The sequence below is a fragment of the Psychrobacter sp. JCM 18902 genome (assembly GCF_904846615.1).
Classification (GTDB): domain Bacteria; phylum Pseudomonadota; class Gammaproteobacteria; order Pseudomonadales; family Moraxellaceae; genus Psychrobacter.
Map to the genome: position 1 here is coordinate 2,593,405 of NZ_CAJHBK010000001.1, position 18,228 is coordinate 2,611,632.

Consider the following 18,228-nt stretch of genomic DNA (forward strand, 5'->3'; position numbering starts at 1 on the left):
CCAAGCTACAGGCAAAGAAAAGCCCCCAACGAATTAACGTTGGGGGCTTTTACTTTCAAAATAGAGAGCTGACGATGACCTACTCTCACATGGACGAATCCACACTACCATTGGCGCAATGATGTTTCACTTCTGAGTTCGGGAAGGGATCAGGTGGTGCCATCATGCTATTGTCGTCAGCAAAGGGGGTTAGATATGAGTCTGTTATTTTTATTGTTTGACTATAAGTGTTTAGTTTATGGTCGATCAACTTGTAACCTAACTGAATCAAGGTTAAAGGTGATATCGAAATATTCTTTCTTTTATTCTATAAGCTTTCGCTTATACAAGATAGATTAATTAGAGCTTTCATACAAACCACTTGGGTGTTGTATGGTCAAGCCAAACGAGCAATTAGTACAGGTTAGCTACATGCATCGCTGCACTTCCACACCCTGCCTATCAACGTCGTAGTCTTCAACGGCTCTTTAGGGAAATCTAATCTTGAGGTGGGCTTCCCGCTTAGATGCTTTCAGCGGTTATCCCATCCGAACGTAGCTACCGGGCAATGCCACTGGCGTGACAACCCGAACACCAGAGGTTCGTCCACTCTGGTCCTCTCGTACTAGGAGCAGATCCTCTCAAATTTCCAACGCCCACGGTAGATAGGGACCGAACTGTCTCACGACGTTCTAAACCCAGCTCGCGTACCTCTTTAAATGGCGAACAGCCATACCCTTAGGACCTGCTTCAGCCCTAGGATGAGATGAGCCGACATCGAGGTGCCAAACACCGCCGTCGATATGAACTCTTGGGCGGTATCAGCCTGTTATCCCCAGAGTACCTTTTATCCGTTGAGCGATGGCCCTTCCATACAGAACCACCGGATCACTAAGACCTACTTTCGTACCTGCTCGACTTGTGGGTCTCGCAGTTAAGCGCGCTTTTGCCTTTATACTCTACGACCGATTTCCGACCGGTCTGAGCGCACCTTCGTACTCCTCCGTTACTCTTTAGGAGGAGACCGCCCCAGTCAAACTACCCACCATACATTGTCCTCGGTATTGTTATACCTGAGTTAGAACCCCAACATGACCAGGGTGGTATTTCAAGATTGGCTCCACCGAGACTAGCGTCTCGGCTTCAAAGCCTCCCACCTATCCTGCACAAGTCAGGTCAAAGTTCAATGTAAAGCTGTAGTAAAGGTTCACGGGGTCTTTCCGTCTAGCCGCGGGTACACAGCATCTTCACTGCGATTTCGATTTCACTGAGTCTCTGCTGGAGACAGCGCTGCCATCATTATGTCATTCGTGCAGGTCGGAACTTACCCGACAAGGAATTTCGCTACCTTAGGACCGTTATAGTTACGGCCGCCGTTTACTGGGGCTTCGATCAAGAGCTTCGCTTACGCTAACCCCATCAATTAACCTTCCAGCACCGGGCAGACATCACACCCTATACGTCCACTTTCGTGTTTGCAGAGTGCTGTGTTTTTAATAAACAGTTGCAGCAGCCTGGTATCTGCGACTGCCAACAGCTCAAGGAGCGTGTCCTATCACCATCAGCAGCGTACCTTCTCCCGAAGTTACGGTACCATTTTGCCTAGTTCCTTCAGCAGAGTTCTCTCAAGCGCCTTGGTATTCTCTACCTGATCACCTGTGTCGGTTTAGGGTACGATTCGTTTATAACTATTGCTTAGAAGCTTTTCCTGGAAGCATGGTATTTGCCACTTCACTGTACAAGTACAGCTTGCTATCAGATCTCAGCCATGTTGTAGCCCGGATTTACCTAAGCCACAAGCCTACATCCTTTCACCTGGACAACCAACGCCAGGCTGACATAACCTTCTCCGTCCCTCCATCGCATTATAAACAAGTATCGGAATATTAACCGATTTCCCATCGACTACGCCTTTCGGCCTCGCCTTAGGGGTCGACTCACCCAGCCCCGATTAACGTTGGACTGGAACCCTTGATCTTCCGGCGTGCGAGCTTTTCACTCGCATTATCGTTACTCACGTCAGCATTCGCTCTTGTGATACCTCCAGCATGCCTTACGACACACCTTCACAGGCTTACACAACGCTCCCCTACCACTTGAAAACAAATTCAAATCCGCAGCTTCGGCTCCTAGTTTGAGCCCCGTTACATCTTCCGCGCGGGCCGACTCGACTAGTGAGCTATTACGCTTTCTTTAAAGGATGGCTGCTTCTAAGCCAACCTCCTAGCTGTCTATGCCTTCCCACCTCGTTTCCCACTTAACTAGGAATTTGGGGCCTTAGCTGGCGGTCTGGGTTGTTTCCCTCTCCACAATGGACGTTAGCACCCACTGTGTGTCTCCCGGATATCACTCATCGGTATTCGGAGTTTGCATCGGTTTGGTAAGTCGGTATGACCCCCTAGCCGAAACAGTGCTCTACCCCCAATGGTGTTCGTCCGAGGCGCTACCTAAATAGCTTTCGGGGAGAACCAGCTATCACCGAGTTTGATTAGCCTTTCACCCCTATCCACAAGTCATCCCCTGGCTTTTCAACGACAGTGGGTTCGGTCCTCCGGTGCCTGTTACGGCACTTTCAACCTGCTCATGGATAGATCACTCGGTTTCGGGTCTATACCCTGCAACTAAACGCCCTATTAAGACTCGGTTTCCCTACGGCTCCCCTAAACGGTTAACCTTGCTACAGAATATAAGTCGCTGACCCATTATACAAAAGGTACGCGGTCACCCCAATAAATTAAGGCTCCCACTGCTTGTACGCACACGGTTTCAGGTTCTATTTCACTCCCCTCACAGGGGTTCTTTTCGCCTTTCCCTCACGGTACTGGTTCACTATCGGTCAGTCAGGAGTATTTAGCCTTGGAGGATGGTCCCCCCATCTTCAAACAGGATTTCTCGTGCCCCGCTCTACTTAATATGTTAACGCTAATGTTTCGAATACAGGACTATCACCTACTACGGTCAGCTTTCCCACGCTGTTCTTCTACATTAGCATTAATCGGCTTCTCCCCGTTCGCTCGCCGCTACTAGGGGAATCTCATTTGATGTCTATTCCTAAGGGTACTGAGATGTTTCACTTCCCCTCGTTCGCTTCTTGTACAAGTACAAGATACCTACCTTATGGTAGGTGGGTTTCCCCATTCAGAAATCTCCGGATCACAGGATATTGCCGCCTCCCCGAAGCTTATCGCAGGCTGTCACGTCTTTCATCGCCTCTGACTGCCAAGGCATCCACCATGTGCGCTTCATTACTTGACCATACAACCCCAAGTAGTCTTTCGACTGCTAAGTGTTATAAAGTCTAATTATGATAACGATATCACCTATGTTTATACGCTTGATTCAGTTCTCTTATTACTTTTTTTAATCACTCATCCCTGGGATAACAACTGATGTCGTTAAGAGGTGAGTGATTAAGGTTAAGAGGTGCGCGTGAACACGCTCCTCCTAACCCAGACTCATATCTATGTTTTTAAATAGTCTCTATGCTCTCGTCGAGTCACAGATTCTGTATAAAACAGAAAGAAGTAATCGTGTCTTTATTCAAAGATAAATCACTTGTTTCTATTTATACTATTAGCACTTAAAGCTTATTCGTCTATAGTGGTGGAGCCAAACGGAGTCGAACCGTTGACCTCCTGCGTGCAAGGCAGGCGCTCTACCAACTGAGCTATGGCCCCATTATAAAATGGTGGGTCTAAGTGGACTTGAACCACTGACCCCCGCGTTATCAACACGGTGCTCTAACCAGCTGAGCTACAGACCCAATTACGCTTGTTAAAACGTAAGCTTAAACTAAAGAACAACTTGTTGTGAATTCTTGCTGACCGAATGCCATCTATAAGGAGGTGATCCAGCCGCAGGTTCCCCTACGGCTACCTTGTTACGACTTCACCCCAGTCATCAACCACACCGTGGTGAACGCTCCCCCGAAGGTTAAGCTATCCACTTCTGGTGCAATCAACTCCCATGGTGTGACGGGCGGTGTGTACAAGGCCCGGGAACGTATTCACCGCGGCATTCTGATCCGCGATTACTAGCGATTCCTACTTCATGGAGTCGAGTTGCAGACTCCAATCTGGACTACGATAGGCTTTTTGAGATTCGCATCACATCGCTGTGTAGCTGCCCTCTGTACCTACCATTGTAGCACGTGTGTAGCCCTGGTCGTAAGGGCCATGATGACTTGACGTCGTCCCCGCCTTCCTCCAGTTTGTCACTGGCAGTATCCTTAGAGTTCCCGGCTTAACCCGCTGGTAACTAAGGACAAGGGTTGCGCTCGTTGCGGGACTTAACCCAACATCTCACGACACGAGCTGACGACAGCCATGCAGCACCTGTATTCTAATTCCCGAAGGCACTCCCGCATCTCTGCAGGATTCTAGATATGTCAAGACCAGGTAAGGTTCTTCGCGTTGCATCGAATTAAACCACATGCTCCACCGCTTGTGCGGGCCCCCGTCAATTCATTTGAGTTTTAACCTTGCGGCCGTACTCCCCAGGCGGTCTACTTATTGCGTTAGCTGCGTCACTAAGTCCTCAAGGGACCCAACGACTAGTAGACATCGTTTACGGCGTGGACTACCAGGGTATCTAATCCTGTTTGCTACCCACGCTTTCGAGCCTCAGTGTCAGTATTATGCCAGAAGGCTGCCTTCGCCATCGGTATTCCTCCAGATCTCTACGCATTTCACCGCTACACCTGGAATTCTACCTTCCTCTCACATACTCTAGCTCTACAGTTTCAGATGCAGTTCCCAGGTTAAGCCCGGGGATTTCACATCTGACTTATAGAGCCACCTACGCTCCCTTTACGCCCAGTAATTCCGATTAACGCTTGCACCCTCTGTATTACCGCGGCTGCTGGCACAGAGTTAGCCGGTGCTTATTCTGCAGCTAATGTCATCGTCCATGGGTATTAACCATGGAGTCTTCTTCACTGCTTAAAGTGCTTTACAACCAAAAGGCCTTCTTCACACACGCGGCATGGCTGGATCAGGGTTTCCCCCATTGTCCAATATTCCCCACTGCTGCCTCCCGTAGGAGTCCGGGCCGTGTCTCAGTCCCGGTGTGGCTGATCATCCTCTCAGACCAGCTACAGATCGTCGCCATGGTAGGCCTTTACCCCACCATCTAGCTAATCCGACTTAGGCTCATCTAATAGCGAGAGCAGTAAACTGCCCCCTTTCTCCCGTAGGTCGTATGCGGTATTAATACGAGTTTCCCCGTGCTATCCCCCACTACTAGGTAGATTCCTAAGTATTACTCACCCGTCCGCCGCTCGTCAGCGAGAAGCAAGCTTCTCCTGTTACCGCTCGACTTGCATGTGTTAAGCCTGCCGCCAGCGTTCAATCTGAGCCATGATCAAACTCTTCAGTTTAATCTTGCTATGAAGTCCTTTAAAGAGACTTCTAAACTTGGCTCATCTAATCTGGCAAAATCGCTAAAAATTATGTTCGTAATGAATTAACTTTGAGTTTTTCTGCTGTCTTAAATGATAATTTTTATAGTTAGAATGAACTCCGAAAAGAAGTTAAAACCAACTTTATTTTTTAGCATTCTGAATCAGCAAAAATCCACACAAGTTGTTCTTTAGTTATGCTTTTAAATAGTGCTCAATCACTGTCGTCCAGTAACTGATATATAGGGTAATTCTCTTGCTGTTTAGTCTCAAACCCTTGCGGGTCAAGCTATCTAGCGAGCCGACTATCTTATCATAATGATTTGATTTGTCAAGCTTTTTTATGTTTTGTCTTAGCTTGGTAATCTAAGTGATAAGTTGGTTAACTTACTGCTTAGCTTCCTTTGCTGTGGGGCGTATTATATAGATTCTGACAGGGGTGTCAACCGCTTTATCAGAGGTTTTTGGGTTTATTTGATAAGACTTTTAATTGTGTATGGTTTTCAATGGGTTAAGGGTAGTGGTTGTTTAATTCGCTTAAATAATAACTCAGCTTTAAACAGTATCTATCGATATTCATTAATTGTCATCTATCGCGTTGCCATTAAGAACTTACTTTAAACTAAAACTTTGAGGCTCTATACTGACTTTTTGGCATATTTATCTGCTTTTTAATAATTGCCTTCGCTGTGTCCCTAGCTAACGATGATTTACACTTCTTGATATTCGTATAGATAGCATCTATATATAGAAGCCGACCTAATTCCTTACTATCTAGTGTTGATACACAGTTTTTGCTATAATAGCTGACTTTATAATATTGCTTAATAGCATTTCTTATTAGCCTTGATTATTCAACGGTTAATTGTTTGAAATTTTGCCTTTAAGTGATATCTATCTCTTATAACATATCATAGCAGTTGGATATAATTGACGCAGTCTTGCGGTTATATGATTGATGGTTGCAATCATCACTGCCAACGGACGCAAAAAGGTGAATAGATTATGGTAGCGATTACTTTACCCGATGGTAGCGTAAAAAACTTCGAAGGTAGTACCACCGTCATGGAAGTGGCACAAAGCATTGGTGCAGGATTGGCTAAAGCAACGGTCGCCGGACGTGTAGATGGTCATCTAGTTGATGCGCACGACCCTATCGCTCATGATGCTAAGGTTGAAATCGTGACACCAAAAGATGATGACGGTGTCGATATCATTCGCCATTCTTGTGCTCATCTATTAGGTCATGCCGTTAAGCAGTTATATCCTGATGTAAAAATGGTGATTGGTCCCGTTATCGATGATGGTTTTTATTATGACATCTATAGCGAAACGCCATTTACGCCTGAGCATATGGCAGCCATTGAAAAACGCATGATGGAACTCATCAAGCAAGATTATGACGTTATCAAAAAAATAACGCCACGCGATGAAGTCATTAAAATCTTTGAAGAACGTGGTGAAGACTATAAGCTTAAGCTGATTAACGATATGCCAGGCGAAGAAGCGTTTGGTCTCTATCATCATCAAGAATATGTCGATATGTGCCGTGGTCCACACGTGCCGAACACCAGATTTCTAAAAGTATTCAAACTGACCAAAATGTCTGGTGCATATTGGCGCGGTGATGCCAAGAACGAGCAACTGCAACGTATCTATGGTACAGCATGGGCGGATAAAAAAGATTTAAAAGCCTATATTCAGCGTATCGAAGAAGCTGAAAAACGTGACCATCGTAAAATTGGTAAAGCGTTAAACCTATTCCATATGCAAGAGCAAGCGCCAGGTATGGTGTTTTGGCATGCTAATGGTTGGACTATTTACCAAGTACTTGAGCAATATATGCGTAAAGTACAGCACGATAACGGCTATGAAGAAATTAAAACACCGCAAATCGTCGATCGTAGTTTGTGGGAGCGTTCGGGACATTGGGGCAACTATGCTACCAATATGTTTACGACTGCCAGCGAAAATCGTGATTATGCGGTAAAACCGATGAACTGCCCGTGTCACGTGCAAGTATTTAACCAAGGCTTAAAATCTTACCGTGATTTGCCATTACGTATGGCAGAGTTTGGCTCATGCCATCGAAACGAGCCATCAGGTTCGCTACATGGTTTGATGCGCGTTCGTGGCTTTACCCAAGATGATGCTCATATCTTCTGCACACAGTCGCAAATCCAGCAAGAAGTCGCTGACTTTATCAAGCTAACTCTTGCCGTTTATGAAGACTTTGGTTTTGATAATATCATTATGAAACTCTCGACCCGTCCTGAAAAACGGGTCGGTAGCGATGAATCTTGGGATTTTGCCGAAAAAGCTTTGGCCGATGCATTAGATAGCTCAGGTCTTGATTGGGCTTATCTGCCAGGTGAAGGCGCATTTTATGGTCCGAAGATTGAATTTAGTTTAAAAGATTCTTTAGGTCGCGTCTGGCAGTGCGGTACGATTCAGGTTGACCCAAACATGCCTGAGCGCCTTGATGCCGAATTCGTCAATGAGCAAAACGAGCGCGAAGTACCTATTATGTTGCACCGTGCCATCTTAGGTTCATTCGAGCGCTTCATCGGTATATTGATTGAAAACTATGCTGGTTGGATGCCCGTTTGGCTAGCGCCGCAACAAGTGGTGGTGATGAATATCACTGATAAACAGGCAGATGCTTGTGAAAATGTGGTCAGCGAACTCAAAAAGTCAGGTTTGCGAGCTATTAGTGACTTGCGTAACGAAAAGATTGGATTTAAGATACGAGAGAAAACATTAGAACGCGTTCCCTATATGCTAGTATTAGGGGATAAAGAAGTCGAATCGGGCAGTGTCAATGTCCGTACTCGTGAAGGTGAAAACCTTGGCGTGATGAGTGTTCCAGAATTTATTACATTAGTACAGACCGATGTCAGCAACAAAGGCCGACAGACCCCAAAAACAGATGAGGAGTAATACCTATTAAACAGTCAAACCGTTTGAACATCAACGAAGATATCACAGCCAAAGAAGTCCGTCTCGTTAAAGAAGACGGCGAACAGATGGGCGTGGTCGATATCGAAACCGCGATGAAAGCGGCACGTGAGGACAGTCTAGATTTGGTCGAATTGGTTCCTGAAGCCAAACCGCCAGTATGCAAAATCATGGATTATAAGCATTTCCTCTATGATCAAAAGCAAAAAGCGAAAGAAGCTAAAAAGAACCAAAAGCAAACTCAGCTAAAAGAGATGAAGCTGCGTCCTAGTACTGAAGAAGCTGATTATCAGGTTAAACTGAAAAAAATCGTCAGCTTTTTGGAAGACCAAGACAAAGTTAAAATCAGTATTCGCTTTCGTGGCCGTGAAATGGCGCACCAAGAGATTGGTCGCAAGCAGCTAGATCGTATTATCGAAGATACTGCTGAGATTGCTAACGTTGAGCAATATCCTAAGATGGAAGGTCGTCAGATGGGTATGCTGCTTGGGCCAACTAAGAAAAAGTAATCTGTTTATTAGATGGCTGTTAGTCAATATAGATATGTATAACCTTAACCATCAATATACTGCGGGATATTGATGGTTTTTTGTTGTGTGCATAGATACATATCTCTTTTAAATATGTTTAGTCAGATATAATTGGCTGACTCTATTTTACAAAACCTACCTTCTCAACCATTTGATTACGCGGTAATCTAAAGGTCTGTTTTATATTTGCTAATCAGCATTTATTAAAAATTTCTAGTAAGTGTATAAAAATAACGTATATCACGACCATCAGAGTCGTTGACAAAAACACTACTTTTATCCAATATTGAAGGAAATTTCATGCAAGAATTGACCCCACCAGAAAATGCAACGACGCCAAGTATTTCTCTAACCGCGCCTGAACCTGTGAGAGAAATACAAAAAAGCGAAGCAGATCAAATGGTCAAATTGGATGACAGCCAAATCCCCGAGCTTGATGCCAAGGTCGATGCCTTTGTTGATCATGTGATTAACAATTCTGTACACAGCGCTGAATTTCAGCAAAATGTGCAATCGATTCACAATCTCGGCACCAAAGAGATTCGTGAATCAGCCCAAGTATCTAATCGTATGCTTGATTTACCCGCCAAGAGTCTCAATGACAGCTTGTTTGATAATTCCCCTATCGCCAAGTCATTGACTGAGTTGCGCGGCATCGTCGAAGATTTAGATCCCAGTAAAAAAGAGCTGACCAGCTCGCGTAAGTTATTCGGTCTCATCCCATTTGGCAATAAAGTACAGGATTACTTCCGTCAATACGAATCTGCACAGTCGCATATTAATGCGGTTGTTACCAGTCTATATAATGGTAAGGATGAGCTGCTCAAAGACAATGCGATGATTGAGCAAGAAAAAGTCAATATGTGGGAGCTGATGCAATCCATACGCCAATACGTTTATGTCGGCAAAAAGATTGATGAGCAGTTAGAACAGAAGGTTTATGCGATAGAAGCGACCGATCCCGAAAAAGCACGCATTATTAAAGAAGAGATGTTGTTTTATGTGCGTCAAAAAAACACCGATTTTTTAACTCAGTTAGCCGTGAACGTGCAAGGCTATTTAGCGCTCGATACCATTCGCCGCAATAACTTAGAATTGATAAAAGGCGTTGATCGAGCCACCACAACCACCGTATCTGCACTACGGACAGCGGTCGTGGTTGCACAAGCAATGACCAATCAAAAACTGGTACTTGATCAAATTACTGCTTTAAATAAAACCACCAGCAGCTTGATTGAATCGACCTCAGCGATGCTAAAACGTCAGTCAGGTGAAATCCATGAGCAAGCGACCAGTAGCAGCATTGAGCTTGATAAATTGCAAAACGCTTTCAATAACGTCTATGATACGATGGATATGATTAGCAATTATAAAATTGAAGCGCTAGAGAACATGAAACAGACGGTCAATACTTTGACTACTGAAGTCGATAAGGCTCAGAAATACTTGGATAAGTCTAACCAAACAACAGTACTAGAAGTGTCGAAAGAGATAGACAGTAAAAAGATAACCAATAGATCAAGTACAGTCGATATCGACATTTGATTTGTTTTTAATAGTTGTTGCCTATTACAGGTGGCCACTTCCTGCTACCAAATACACTTAAGACAATTGACGCAAGATATTGCAACGTCGTTCGTGTTAAGATAGCCATTATTAATAATTTTAAAAATAGATACGGTAATTTATGAGTTGGAACGATCCAAACGCCTCAAGTGAGGCAAAAAGATATGACAATCCTATCCCTAGTCGCGAACTGATACTCAGTACGATTAATGAGCATGGTGAAGTCACGCATCAACAATTGGCAAAAGCCTTTAATATTGATGACCCAGACCAGTTTGACGCTTTAGGCAATCGCCTAAAAGCCATGGCACGCGATGGACAAGTAAACCGCGACGGTCGTCCTTATCGCTATCGCACGGTGACCAAGCAAGATGTCGTCAGAGGTACAGTGTCTGCACATCCTAAAGGCTTTGGCTTTGTATTATTAGGCGATATGCCAGATTTGTTTTTGCATGAAAAGCAAATGCGCTGGGTTTTCAACGGTGATACCGTAGATGCAGTCGGTACATCGACAGACAATCGTGGGCGCACAGAAGGACGTATCGTCGATGTCGTTGAACGTCGCCAAAACAACTTCATTGGTACATTAGCGCGTGATGAAGATGGCTACTGTGTCGAGCTTGGTAGTCCAAATAATCACCAGCCGATTACCGTCACTGAAGAAAATGTACAAGCGATGAATGCCAAGCAAGGCTCTCCTGTTAAGGTTGATGTGATTGATTGGCCAAATCAGCATGAATTTGCGACGGGTAAAATCACCGAAGTACTGTCTGACGACAATGATCGCGAACTGATTATTGAAACCACCTTACTTAATTATGATATCCCATCAGATTTTAGCGAAGCAGCACTGAAGCAAGCCAACGATTATCAAGAACCGACTGAAAAAGATCTAAAAGGTCGTAAAGATTTGCGTGATCTGCCACTGGTGACTATCGATGGTGAAGATGCACGTGATTTTGATGATGCCGTATTCGCCGAAAAACGCTCAGGTGGCAACTATCGTGTCTTAGTTGCGATTGCTGATGTCAGTTATTACGTCACACCAAACTCGCCACTTGATAAAGATGCCTACGAGCGCGGTACGTCCGTATACTTCCCGCATCGTGTGATTCCAATGTTGCCTGAAGTGCTCTCTAATGGTCTGTGCTCACTGAATCCTGACCGTGATCGTCTTTGTATGGTAGCTGATATCAAAATATCACGAGCAGGCAAAGTGACTGGTTATGAGTTCTATCCTGCCGTCATGCACTCACAAGCACGTTTAACATATAATCAAGTAAACGCTTATCTTGAGAACCCAGAAGATAAGAGCGTACCTCACTCACTCACGGGTAATAAAGACGTCAAAAAATCTGTCGATACCTTACATCAATTGTATGAGCTACTGCTGAAAAAGCGTGAAGAGCGCCATGCAATGGAGTTTGAAACAGTTGAGACCTACATTAAGTTCAATGAGAAAGGTGGTATCGAAGCAATCCTACCGCGTACTCGCGGTGATGCTCAAAAACTCATTGAAGAATGTATGCTGCTGGCCAATACTTGTGCAGCGAACTTTGCACTCAAGCATGACCTTCCTGTCTTATATCGTAACCATGACAAACCTGATGGCGAAAAATCAATGCGTATTCACGAATACGCAAAGAACTTTGGTTTAAGCTTCCCAGAAGAAAATCCAACGCAAGCCGATTATCAGCGCATTATTGAAGCCACCAAAGACAGACCCGATGCGATTAGTATCCACAGCATGCTGTTGCGCTCAATGATGCAAGCAAATTATGCACCTGACAATATCGGTCACTTTGGGCTAGCTTATGACGAATATAGCCACTTTACCTCGCCGATTCGTCGTTACCCTGATTTGATGCTGCATCGTGCCATCAAAGCAAAAGTGACCAATACTCAGCAGCCAGTAATGGACTTTTCTCTTGAAGCGGCTGGCACGCAAACCTCAGATACTGAGCGCCGTGCCGAAAAAGCCTCACGCTATGTAGAGTCTTGGCTCAAGTGTCACTATATGAAAGATCATGTTGGTGAAGAGTTCGAAGGTGTGGTTACTACAGTCACAAGCTTCGGTTTGTTTGTCACCTTGACTGACTTATATATCGATGGTTTGGTTCACATCTCTAATGTCGGTGATGACTTCTTTGTTTACGATGAACAGCAACAACAGCTGATCGGTAAAGACAAAGGGACATTGTTCGGACTGGGCGATCGCGTTAAAGTGAAAGTTGCTGGCGTCAATATGGATCTGCTACAAATTGACTTTGATTTAAAAGCTAAATTGCAATCTAGTGAAATGAATCAAACGAAGAGCGCGCCTTCTAAAAAAAGTACTGATAAGAAAAGTACTGATAGAAGAAGCCCCGCTAAAAAGACTGGCAGCCGTAGTAAAGGTGCAAGTAAGAAAAGCTAGTGTTAGCAAACACTTCAAATAATAAAAAGGCCAACGTCATCGTTGGCCTTTTTTGTGCGTGGTATTTTATAACGACTACTTAAATCATTATTGCGCATTACTCATCTGGTCTAGACGTTCCTTGTCTGCTTCCTGAGCCTGATCTATTTTCGCGGTAGCATTATCGAGAATGGCTTTAGGCTGTTTGCCAAGTGGCTGGCTTGCGACATCTACTGAGCCACTTTCTACATCATCCGTATTTGGTAACGCTGTATCGGGAGATTGCTCAGATCCTGCGTCACTTATGACTAGCTCTCTATTTTTATCACGTTGATTGCCATTAATGAGGTTGAAACCTAGTAACGCAACCATGCCCACTAGGGCGAATATAATCAAGTGTTTCATTTGCATAAAAAATGTCTCGTATTTGAATGATAATCAGATATACGTTTCGTTGCATTTTTTATGCCTAGTTTTTGGCAGGTTTTTGCAAATTATTCTTGCGGGCTATTATTATTCAGTAAATCAGTCTCGTCAGAGCTTTCTGCAATTTCCTGTTCAACTTTTTCCATGAGTTTGTCGTCAGGACGAGCGTTAAGCACCTCATCAGCATTGCGACCTTGTAAAATCAATTTGGCACGAGCCTTTGCTTGTTTTTTGTCCTTATCATCAACGCTATTATCTTCATTCTGGTTTTTATCAGTCACTTTGGGCGTGATTGGCGTAATTGTCATGTCTGACTTAGCACTATCAGTGTTAGCGTTAGCCTGCATATTCTCAAATGCTTTTTCTAAGTTACTATTAAAACGCAAACGATAAATCGGTTCAGGCAAGCTGAAGCCTTCATTTTCTAACGCATGCTTGGTCTCACGAATGGCAATACTGCGTGCTTTTGAGAAATCCGTGTCTGATTGATCCACCCAAATTTGAAATTCCAAAATGATATTAGAATCGCCAACATTGGTAATGACAGCCACTGCTTTTGGCTCATCTAAAACGAATGCTAATGTATATATCGCATCCAGTCCGACCTTGATAGCCGCTAATGGATCATCATTGGCATCAACGCCTAACTCAAAGGTAAATCGACGTTCTGGATTTTTGGTGTAATTTAAAATCGTTGCTTTAAATACTTCAGCATTGGGAATGCGCAACTGGTTGCCATCTAAAGTCATCAGAATAGTCGCACGTGAGGTTAGCCGTACTACAATCCCCTCTTGATTATTAATCAAAATATGATCACGTGCGCGAAATGGTTGGCGAATACTGAGCATGAGCGAGGCAATGTAATTCTCAATGGTGTCTTTGACCGCAAAACCAACGGCGATACCGATAACGCCTGCACCGCCAAGCAAAGTGCCTAAGATAGTCTCAGCACCAATCAAACTCAACGCTAAGATAAGACCGAAAACGATAAAGATGACTTTAACGGTTTGGGCAAGCAATTCGGCGACAAACGGATTGGGCGTGAGCCGTTGCCACATTTTTTTGCGATTAGACAGCCAACTACCAAACCATGTCACCAATGCAAATAGGACAATGCCGACCAATAGGAGTGGCAAGGCTTTGACCAGATTTTTGGCTTGTGCTTTAAGACCTTGATAAACGGTAGTGACATTGTCTTGAACATCAAGGGTACGATCAATTCGATCTTCGACAGTGACCACATCTGTCAGACGATTGGTCAAATTAATGGCTTGTTGCGCTTTTTTCTCGTTCGGCGTCTCTCCGGTTAAGGTGACAACACCTTGCGTAACGCTGACATTGACAGCCTGCAGACCTTCTATTTCAGAAAAAATACCCTGAATACGTTGACGAATGTCATTGTCTTTTTGTGGAGTAGGAGTGGTTTCGATTTGCGCATTATTGGTGCTCTCACCACTGATTATGGGCGGTGGTGCTGGTTCAGGTATGACCACTGGAGATGCTGAAGCTTCCTCTTCTGAGGTCGCATCAAGTAAAGGTTTGTCAGCTGCCGGATTTTCTGCTGTATCTATCCCCAATGCAGTGGTGATACCAGTCACCTCTTCACCGGCCGCATACACTGGAAAGGCAAAAAGGATGCTTAGTAACAACAGCATTTGACCGCACGCTTTTATAAAATCGCGCATCGTTGAACGGTCAAAGTGAGTGTTCATAAGCATCCTTTGCTTTTTATAGATTTTCGTACTCATCTTTCTTTACTGAATTTTCAATAATCATTAACTGTCCAAATAAACTTGTGCCTCGCCCAAGTTTAACGTGCCTTCATAGATTGCGCGACCAGTAATGATGCCTTCAATACAATCGCCATAAGGTTTCAGCAGTTCGATATCTTTCATATTGGTCACGCCGCCTGAAGCAATCACAGGCAAGCCGCCTTCACGTGCCAAATTGACAGTTTGTTCAACGTTGACGCCTTGCATCATGCCATCACGGTTGATATCGGTGTAGACAATCGACGATACGCCGACATCAGCAAATCGCTTCGCAAGCTCAGTCGCCTTAGTATCGGTCACATTTGCCCAACCATGAGTCGCGACCATGCCGTCTTTAGCATCGATACCTACAATGATATGACCCGGAAATTCGCGGCAAGCTTCTGCGACAAACTCAGGATCTTCGACCGCTTTTGTACCAATGATGATATAAGTCAAACCAGCCGTAATATATTGCTCAATGGTATTCATATTGCGCACACCGCCGCCCAACTGAATAGGCAGATTCGGATACGCTTTAGTAATGTCATTTACCACTTGTCTATGAACGGGTACGCCGTCAAATGCCCCATTCAAATCAACCAAATGCAGTCGACGTGCACCTTCCTCTACCCAGCGTGCTGCCATGGCCACTGGATCATTAGAAAAAACCGTATCATCCTCCATACGGCCTTGTTTTAAGCGGACACATTTACCATCTTTTAAATCAATCGCCGGGATAATGACAGGCACAGCACACATATAGCATTCCTTATAAAGCACAACAATAAATACATTTAGAAAAGTAAATTCAAAAATCAGGGTGTATTGAACGTTCAACACCCTCTAAACACGCATAAAAACATCAGTCAAAAGTGACTTAATATATAGACGAATCAAAAGCTATCCATGATAGACCCAAAATCCGCTTCGATAGATAGAAATGACCATAAAAAAACTGTCAATCATAACCATAAGTTTTAATACATTGAATCACTGGCAACATTAGATAAATTCAATTACTGACTGGCAATTTTAGGTCAATTTAGCGTATAATCCTAGGTAAATTTTTATTTGTTTCTATGTGATAGTAACCATGCGCTGCGCTTTTTATTGAGTCATTTATGGCTTAGTGTTGCATAGCGGCCAGGATGAGTCGAGCAGCAGCTAAGTGCATCTTTTTGATGTTGGCTGACATATTGCTAAGAAGGGTTATATTAGAAATTTCAACTGGTGGCCTCTAAACAGTCTACTCTACAGCACTAAACTCTAATGACGCCTCTTTCTTTTTTATAGTCTCTACCGTATCACTAGCTAACTATTTTAGAACAGTCATTACTAACTGTATAGCCGCTTATTGATGTGAGTGAAATCTACTTAATAATGGCTTCGCTAGTTTGTCTGTCAACCAGTTTATCATCTATTTTGATAGATCATCTTTTGGCTGCATTCTTATCTAATCGCGTATCTATTAACAAGATACCAAACCGATAAGGGTGGTCAATTGCACTGGTGTTACAAGCTTTAATTTTCAATGAAACGTATGATAGAGCTATTGTCTACACAATCATTTTCGCTAAAGGCTTGAACGATTGCGTTTGATTTGATGGTTTTAACATACACCTTGGTAGCCAGTCGCCACTTTGGTCATTCGAATAAGACATTAACGTGTTGTTAAGGAGTCTAAGGTCAGCGTTAATACTCTTACTAGTAGTTATGATCATGCGTTATCTTCAGAGATCCTTTGTCACTATCCTACTATAGGAAGAGAGACGTGGGGGCTTTATTGAATGACGCAGATGTTCATGCTACCGATATACCAAACAGGACGTCTGGTATCGTTTTAGACTATGGACTAAGTTTTCGCTTATGATTACCATCAAAAAAGGTTTGGATTTGCCCATCACCGGTGAATCATCCCGCGAGATATCTGAGCACCAACCGACACATGTCGCCGTTATTGGCTATGATTATGTGGGCATGAAGCCCACGATGAATGTCAAAGAAGGCGATATCGTAGCAAAGGGTCAGCCCGTTTTTGAAGACAAAAAACGAGTTGGCGTTATCTATACTGCCCCTGCTGCTGGTAAAGTCGTCGCGATTAAACGCGGTGAACGTCGTGTGTTTGAGAGCCTTGTGATTGCGGTCGACCCAAACGGTGAAGAAGTAGACTTCGAGCGCTATGACTCCCAGCAACTTGCTGACCTAGACGCTGAAGTTGTTGAAACCCAACTGCTTGCCTCTGGCGAATGGACCGCGTTTCGCACGCGCCCTTATAGCCGTGCGCCAGAAATCGGTGCCCGTCCTCATGCTATTTTTGTCACCGCTATGGATACCAATCCATTAGCATTTGACCCAATGCTGCTGATTAACGATCAGTTGCAAGCGTTCAATGACGGACTTGCTGTCTTATCGACACTCAGCCCCAAGACCTTTGTTTGCCATCATGGTGATGCCCAGTTGACGCCAGTTGCCAAAACGGCGGCTAATAATGTCACTGAGTATCATAGCTTTGCTGGTAAGCATCCTGCTGGTCTGGCTGGCACGCACATTCACTTTTTGCACCCAATCATGCGCGGCGTGACCGTATGGACGATTGGCTATCAAGACGTGATTGCGATTGGTAAGCTATTCACCAGCGGTCGCTTATATACGCGCCGTATCATTAGTTTGGCAGGTCCTGCGGTCACCAAGCCACGTTTGGTGGCTACTGAGCGCGGTGCTGATATCGCTGCTCTGACCAAAGGACAGCTGGCGGCTGGCGAGAACCGTATTATTTCTGGTTCGGTGTTGTCAGGTCGCAAAGTGTTTGGCAATACGGCTTATCTTGGTCGCTTTCATAATCAAATCAGTGTGCTGCCTGAAGGGCGTGAACGTCCAGCGTTCCATTTCCTAAGTGTCGGCACCAACCGTTTCTCTAAGCTGCCTATTTATATTTCTAAGTTTTTTGGTAATAAGAAATATAACTTTACGACCACGAGTAATGGTTCACCGCGAGCGATGGTACCTATCGGGGTTTATGAAGAGGTCATGCCGCAAGATTATCTGCCGACACAGTTACTACGTGCATTAATTGTCGAAGACATGATTAGCGCCGTAGATTTGGGCGTGCTCGAATTGGACGAAGAAGATTTAGCATTATGCACCTTCGTATCTCCTGGCAAATATGAATTCGGTGATATTTTGCGTGATAACTTGACGCGCATTGAGCTGGAGGGCTAACCA

At 44.3% G+C, this 18,228-nt stretch carries 8 protein-coding genes, 2 tRNA genes and 3 rRNA genes; 5 read left to right on the plus strand and 8 right to left on the minus strand.

The window, feature by feature from the left end:
- Positions 1–66: 66 nt before the first annotated feature.
- The 5 genes from rrf to JMY05_RS10745 form a co-directional block, all read right to left on the minus strand.
- A 5S ribosomal RNA gene (gene rrf / locus JMY05_RS10725) occupies positions 67–181 on the minus strand.
- Between the two features lie 191 nt (positions 182–372).
- A 23S ribosomal RNA gene (locus JMY05_RS10730) occupies positions 373–3,234 on the minus strand.
- Positions 3,235–3,580: 346 nt separating this feature from the next.
- Positions 3,581–3,656 (minus strand) — tRNA-Ala (locus JMY05_RS10735).
- Between the two features lie 9 nt (positions 3,657–3,665).
- Positions 3,666–3,742: transfer RNA gene (locus JMY05_RS10740), tRNA-Ile, on the minus strand.
- 75 nt (positions 3,743–3,817) lie between these two features.
- Positions 3,818–5,356: ribosomal RNA gene (locus JMY05_RS10745) — 16S ribosomal RNA — on the minus strand.
- The 16S, 23S and 5S rRNA genes sit together here with 2 tRNA genes alongside, the layout of an rRNA operon.
- Before the next feature lie 1,026 nt (positions 5,357–6,382).
- Here JMY05_RS10745 and thrS point away from each other — a divergent pair.
- From thrS to rnr, 4 genes are all read left to right on the plus strand, one after another.
- Complete coding sequence (gene thrS / locus JMY05_RS10750; protein ID WP_201615064.1) at positions 6,383–8,317, plus strand: threonine--tRNA ligase; 1,935 nt, start codon at positions 6,383–6,385, stop codon at positions 8,315–8,317.
- Positions 8,318–8,340: 23 nt separating this feature from the next.
- The gene (gene infC, locus JMY05_RS10755; RefSeq protein WP_045447656.1) at positions 8,341–8,844 is read left to right on the plus strand and encodes a translation initiation factor IF-3; all 504 of its coding nucleotides are present in this window, start codon (positions 8,341–8,343) and stop codon (positions 8,842–8,844) included.
- 321 nt (positions 8,845–9,165) lie between these two features.
- Positions 9,166–10,410 (plus strand): toxic anion resistance protein, encoded by a 1,245-nt coding sequence (locus JMY05_RS10760; RefSeq protein WP_045453830.1) that lies wholly within the window; start codon positions 9,166–9,168, stop codon positions 10,408–10,410.
- Between the two features lie 142 nt (positions 10,411–10,552).
- Positions 10,553–12,847, plus strand: a complete 2,295-nt coding sequence (gene rnr / locus JMY05_RS10765; protein ID WP_201615066.1) for a ribonuclease R — start codon at positions 10,553–10,555, stop codon at positions 12,845–12,847.
- An 87-nt stretch (positions 12,848–12,934) separates the two neighbouring features.
- Here rnr and JMY05_RS10770 read toward each other — a convergent pair whose 3' ends face one another.
- The 3 genes from JMY05_RS10770 to hisA all read right to left on the minus strand — a co-directional run bounded on the left by JMY05_RS10770 (position 12,935) and on the right by hisA (position 15,765).
- Positions 12,935–13,237 (minus strand): hypothetical protein, encoded by a 303-nt coding sequence (locus JMY05_RS10770; protein WP_045447653.1) that lies wholly within the window; start codon positions 13,235–13,237, stop codon positions 12,935–12,937.
- An 83-nt stretch (positions 13,238–13,320) separates the two neighbouring features.
- Entirely contained in the window at positions 13,321–14,964 is a 1,644-nt protein-coding gene (locus JMY05_RS10775) for a mechanosensitive ion channel family protein (RefSeq protein WP_045447649.1), read from the minus strand.
- A 63-nt stretch (positions 14,965–15,027) separates the two neighbouring features.
- Positions 15,028–15,765: a 1-(5-phosphoribosyl)-5-[(5-phosphoribosylamino)methylideneamino]imidazole-4-carboxamide isomerase gene (hisA, locus tag JMY05_RS10780; protein WP_045447648.1), complete on the minus strand. Its 738-nt coding sequence runs from the start codon at positions 15,763–15,765 to the stop codon at positions 15,028–15,030.
- A gap of 1,107 nt (positions 15,766–16,872) precedes the next feature.
- Between hisA and JMY05_RS10785 the strand changes: the two genes are divergently transcribed.
- Positions 16,873–18,225 (plus strand): Na(+)-translocating NADH-quinone reductase subunit A, encoded by a 1,353-nt coding sequence (locus JMY05_RS10785; RefSeq protein WP_201552138.1) that lies wholly within the window; start codon positions 16,873–16,875, stop codon positions 18,223–18,225.
- Positions 18,226–18,228: the final 3 nt, after the last annotated feature.